This is a genomic window from Desulfonatronum zhilinae (assembly GCF_900182865.1).
Classification (GTDB): domain Bacteria; phylum Desulfobacterota; class Desulfovibrionia; order Desulfovibrionales; family Desulfonatronaceae; genus Desulfonatronum; species Desulfonatronum lacustre.
This window is the reverse complement of the sequence record NZ_FXUJ01000062.1, coordinates 1-4,075: the sequence shown is the minus strand read 5'-3', so window position 1 is coordinate 4,075 and position 4,075 is coordinate 1. Positions and strand designations below refer to the sequence as shown.

The following is a 4,075-nucleotide window of genomic DNA, read 5'->3' as shown; positions in this document are numbered from 1 at the left end:
TTGCGGGCTACTCCTTGCTTCCTCAGGGAGCAAGGCAGTGCATACCCCTTTCAGGGGTGGCCTAAATCCTGGTCCTCTGGGCCAGGATTCTTTAAAACATCAGGGACGAGGCCCCGCCCTGGCCGATGAACCACCCCAACAGCAAGGCCGCCACGGCCGTCAGAATCGTGCCCAAGCCCCGAATACCTGCCAAACCGGTCCGCCGCGCACGTTTCTTTTCCGGACCAGCTTGTTTGGTCGGCCCCGAACGGCAGATCGCCAAGTCCTGGATCGCGGCCCGCATGATCCGCTCGTCGATCACGTCCCGGCCCCGGGACACCATGGCGTACAGACAGCGCTCCATGAGCAGGTTCACGGTTCGGGGATTGCCCAGGGAGGCTTGCCAGAGCAGATCCAGGGCCTGGCCCGAGGGCCGGATCTGGAACCGGCCTGGGCCAGCTTGAATTCCACATAGCCGCCCGTCTCGGCCCTGGTCAACGCCGGCAGGTCGGCGGCAATGCTGATCCGGCTGGCGAACTGGCGCAGCCGGGGAGTTTGCAACTCCACGCGCAACTCCGGCTGACCGCAGATCACCACCTGGACCAGCTTCACCCCGCCGGTTTCCAGATTGGCCAGCATGCGCAGCGATTCCAGGGCCTCGAAGCCCAGATGATGGGCCTCGTCCACCAGGATCACGCAATTGCGGCCCTTCTTGAATTGATGCAGGAAAAAAGGTGTGCAGGACGATCAATAGATGCGACGTGGTCAAGCCGGGCCGCTGCTTCAAGCCGAAGTCCGCGCAGATGCTTTCCAGCAGTTCCCGCTTGTTCAGCAGGGAATTGACCACCATGGCCGAGACCATGCCCCGGGACTTGAGCCGGGCCAGCAGACGCAGCAACAGAGAGGATTTCCCCACCCCCACTTCGCCGCTGAGCAGCAAAAACCCCTTGCGGGTCTCCGCGCCGTAAACGATCAGCTCCATGATCCGGCGGGTGGCTGCGGTCTCGTAGTAGCTGTCCTGGTTGATGGCGATGGAAAAAGGGTTGAATTCCAGGCCCAGGGACGCCAGCAATCTGTCACCAGCCTGTTCCGGCTGTATGGATTCCGTCGCTTGTCGTGCCTGTAGCATGCCTGTTCCGCCTGGATATGCGTTTCTTGAGAGGTCCACCAACGGCAAACACTGCCGGTTTCCTCTTGAAATGCACATCCAGTGCCAGACGGAAATTATACCCTTGGATATCTCACGCTATCATGGGTCGCTGAATGGAGACGGCTCACCCCAAGCACCAGCTTTGGGCTTGGTCCGCTGAATCAAGAAAGGCGATTTTCAAAAGGGTTGCGAATACGAAGTTCATTTTCAACAAACAGGCCATCCTGCAGATCCTCCGAATAGAGAAAGTCGCAACCTGAAAGAAGTGCGGTGCTGACGATCATGGAGTCGCAAAAATTCAGCATGTACTTCTGGGAGATGAGGACCCCACGCTCAAATGTGGCAATCGTCAACGGCTCAACGGTACAAAAAAAACGAACCAAATCCAGGAATTCGGTTATGTCGGGCCACGTCATCCGCATCTTCCGTCGCAACACGTTGACGGTTTCATTGAGCACCTGAACGCTGATCACCGGATCCAACCGAAGCAGCGACTCCGCCTTATCAGCTTTTGCCCCATCACTGGATACAAGATACAGCAGAACATTCGTATCCATGAATGTCTTTTCATCGGACATTGGCTTCCTCTCGGTCAAAGGAAAAACTTTCCGGCAACATTCCCCGAAATTTTCTCAACCTTGACAGAAGCTCTTCCCTGGCCGCGATTCTCTTAAGGTAAAACGTCCGGTCGTCATCAACCCTGATTTCAACCTCATCACCCGCAGACAGCCTCATTTCCTTGACCAGCGAGGCAGGCAAACGAACCGCCAGGCTGTTGCCCCATTTTGCTACCTGCATAGAGTTCCTCCCATTTCAAAAACCAGATATACACCTCCGAAAATGTATATCTTCGCTCTTCAGAAGGGTCAATCAGCACAACCCGCTTCCCACGCCTCACCGGAAGGCAAATTGGTGCCCCTGCTTGGGTCAAAGAAAGCCCTCCCCTACCCTTGAATCACCTGCAAGGCCATCCTGGGCAGCGCGTTGGCCTGGGCGAGCATGGCTACCGCGCTTTGGGTCAGAATCTGGTTGCGGACAAAGGCGGTCATCTCCAGGGCGACATCAGCGTCGGATATTCTTGATTCAGCGGCCATCAGGTTCTCGGCCTGGATGGAGAGATTGGTAATGGTGTTGGCCAGCCGGTTCTGCATGGCTCCGAGGTCGGCACGGATGGTGTCTTTGCGCAGGATTGCACCTTCAATTCGGTCCAACATGATCTGGGCATTTTCCTGGGTCTCAATGGAGAAAGGGGTGAACGGCCCGGACTGTTGGAGTTGAGCAAGATAATCCCAGCTGGCCCTTGCCCGGTACGCTCCCTGGCCGACAGAAAATATCAAAAGATCCTCGGCGGCTTGATCCACTGAAAAATATTCATTGTAGTCTTGAGGAGTCGCGGTAAATCCGTCTCCGCTGTATCCAATGCTCATGGCTGGATTGTACGAATTGCTGGTGTTTCCTGCCACGCCCGGCGTATAAGGAACGGTCAGTCCGTCAATAAGATGCGTGTTGTTGTACACGGCGCTTGGAAGAAAACCTCTGTCGGGAATGATGAACGCGGTATTGACATTGCCAAGGGTGACATTGTTGTCCCCGATCGTCCAAACCCCGTCGGCCAGCCCTGTTCCCGCCAAATGATGACCGCTTCTGGTAAAAACCTGCAAGTCGTCATCCAGGGAAAAACTGTCGAGTTGAATTTGGACATTGCGTGAACCGGCAGGGATGACCGCAACCGGACTGATTCCGGATAATCTTGTAACCCATTCCCCTTGGACCGGGAAAATCGCGTCAATTGCTGCAACATCCCCAACCGGCTCGGCCAGTCCCAGATTCAAGAGCGTCGCACCGGTGATGGTCGTAAAGTAGAAATCTTCTTGCGGGTCGTTGCGTGATCCAAAGTGGATTTTCAATGCCCCAAGTGGCTCCAAGGAACTGCCATCATGCGAACCGGACAAGTTGCCATTGAGCAACGGGATCCCGTTGAACTTCGTGGCCTCGGCAATTCGTTGTATTTCCGAAGCCATTTGCTGGTATTCGGAATCGATGATCAACCGCTGCTCGGCATTATACGTCCCCGTGGCCGCTTGGGTCGCCAGCTCTTTCATCCTGATCAGTTTCTCGTCAATAATCTGCAACGCACCATCAGCCACCTGGATCATAGAAATCGCATCGTTCGCATTTCTCATTCCTTGCCGCATGGAGGCAACTTCCGCGCGCATCAACTCGCGGATAGCCAGCCCGGCGGCATCGTCCGCGGCGCTGTTGATCCGCAGGCCGGAGGACAGGCGGTTCACGGACGTGCTCAGCCCGCCGTAGTGCTGGGTCAAATTCCTGGCGGCGTTCTGAGCCATCAGGTTCTGGTTGATGGTCAGGGACATCAAGTTCTCAATGGCGGAAAAAGTGATCGTTGCTTGCGGATATGTGCACCAGCAAGCAACTTTCGAGCCATCAAGAGTTTGTCATGGTGTCATCAAGCTGGAGTATTGGAGGAACGATCGGACAAAGGGATGGTTCAGAACAGGTTGACACCTTGACGTATTTCGTCCGTTTTTCGCACGGCGACCCACATTTCGTAGGGGTAGAGGCCACCGTGCCTACCCTACCTGATGCGCGATCTTGGGAAAACGCCCTGAAATGGCAACCACCTGGGGGTTGCCATTACGGCTGAATCCAATCGTCCACGCGGAAAATTCAAAATCTAAAGAGAAAACGGTCGGAGTAAGGCGAGATACAGACAATATAACGAGAATCGCAATATAATGTCCTTTAGTCCATACTGATGTCCCTGCAAAAAGTCAGCGGCAATTATGCGGCTAGCCCCCAGCGATGCCCCTGGTAGGTGTGCTGAAGGGGGCGAACCGGAGCAGTTGAGCTGAAAAGGCGATAAAAAGGTGTCCTGAGAAAGTAATTTGACAGTAATTTGCTCTTTGACATGGCTTCCCGCGTCTT

At 55.2% G+C, this 4,075-nt stretch carries 4 protein-coding genes and 3 pseudogenes; all 7 read right to left on the bottom strand.

Annotated features, from left to right (window positions below):
- Positions 1-91: 91 nt before the first annotated feature.
- Positions 92-355, bottom strand: coding sequence for a hypothetical protein (locus AC559A_RS18780; protein WP_498819223.1), 264 nt, complete (start codon positions 353-355; stop codon positions 92-94).
- Positions 352-705: an ExeA family protein gene (locus AC559A_RS18775; protein ID WP_498819222.1), complete on the bottom strand. Its 354-nt coding sequence runs from the start codon at positions 703-705 to the stop codon at positions 352-354. Before AC559A_RS18775 ends, AC559A_RS18780 begins: the two co-directional genes overlap by 4 nt.
- An 82-nt stretch (positions 706-787) precedes the next feature.
- Positions 788-961: pseudogene (locus AC559A_RS18770) on the bottom strand (hypothetical protein); the annotation flags it as partial.
- A gap of 329 nt (positions 962-1,290) precedes the next feature.
- Positions 1,291-1,707, bottom strand: a complete 417-nt coding sequence (locus tag AC559A_RS18765; RefSeq protein ID WP_498819221.1) for a PIN domain-containing protein — start codon at positions 1,705-1,707, stop codon at positions 1,291-1,293.
- Positions 1,697-1,927 carry an AbrB/MazE/SpoVT family DNA-binding domain-containing protein gene (locus tag AC559A_RS18760; RefSeq protein WP_498819220.1) on the bottom strand — a complete coding sequence of 77 codons (231 nt, stop codon included), beginning with the start codon at positions 1,925-1,927 and terminating at the stop codon, positions 1,697-1,699. Before AC559A_RS18760 ends, AC559A_RS18765 begins: the two co-directional genes overlap by 11 nt.
- 146 nt (positions 1,928-2,073) lie before the next feature.
- A pseudogene (locus tag AC559A_RS18755) lies at positions 2,074-2,373 on the bottom strand (flagellin); the annotation flags it as partial.
- A gap of 573 nt (positions 2,374-2,946) precedes the next feature.
- Positions 2,947-3,504 (bottom strand): annotated as a pseudogene (locus AC559A_RS18750) (flagellin N-terminal helical domain-containing protein); the annotation flags it as partial.
- Between the last annotated feature and the right edge of the window lie 571 nt (positions 3,505-4,075).

Excerpts from the sequence above, each read along its gene's own strand:
- AC559A_RS18765 (WP_498819221.1), bottom strand. The coding sequence starts at position 1,707 with ATGTCCGATGAAAAGACATTCATGGATACGAATGTTCTGCTGTATCTT.
- AC559A_RS18760 (WP_498819220.1), bottom strand. The coding sequence starts at position 1,927 with ATGCAGGTAGCAAAATGGGGCAACAGCCTGGCGGTTCGTTTGCCTGCC.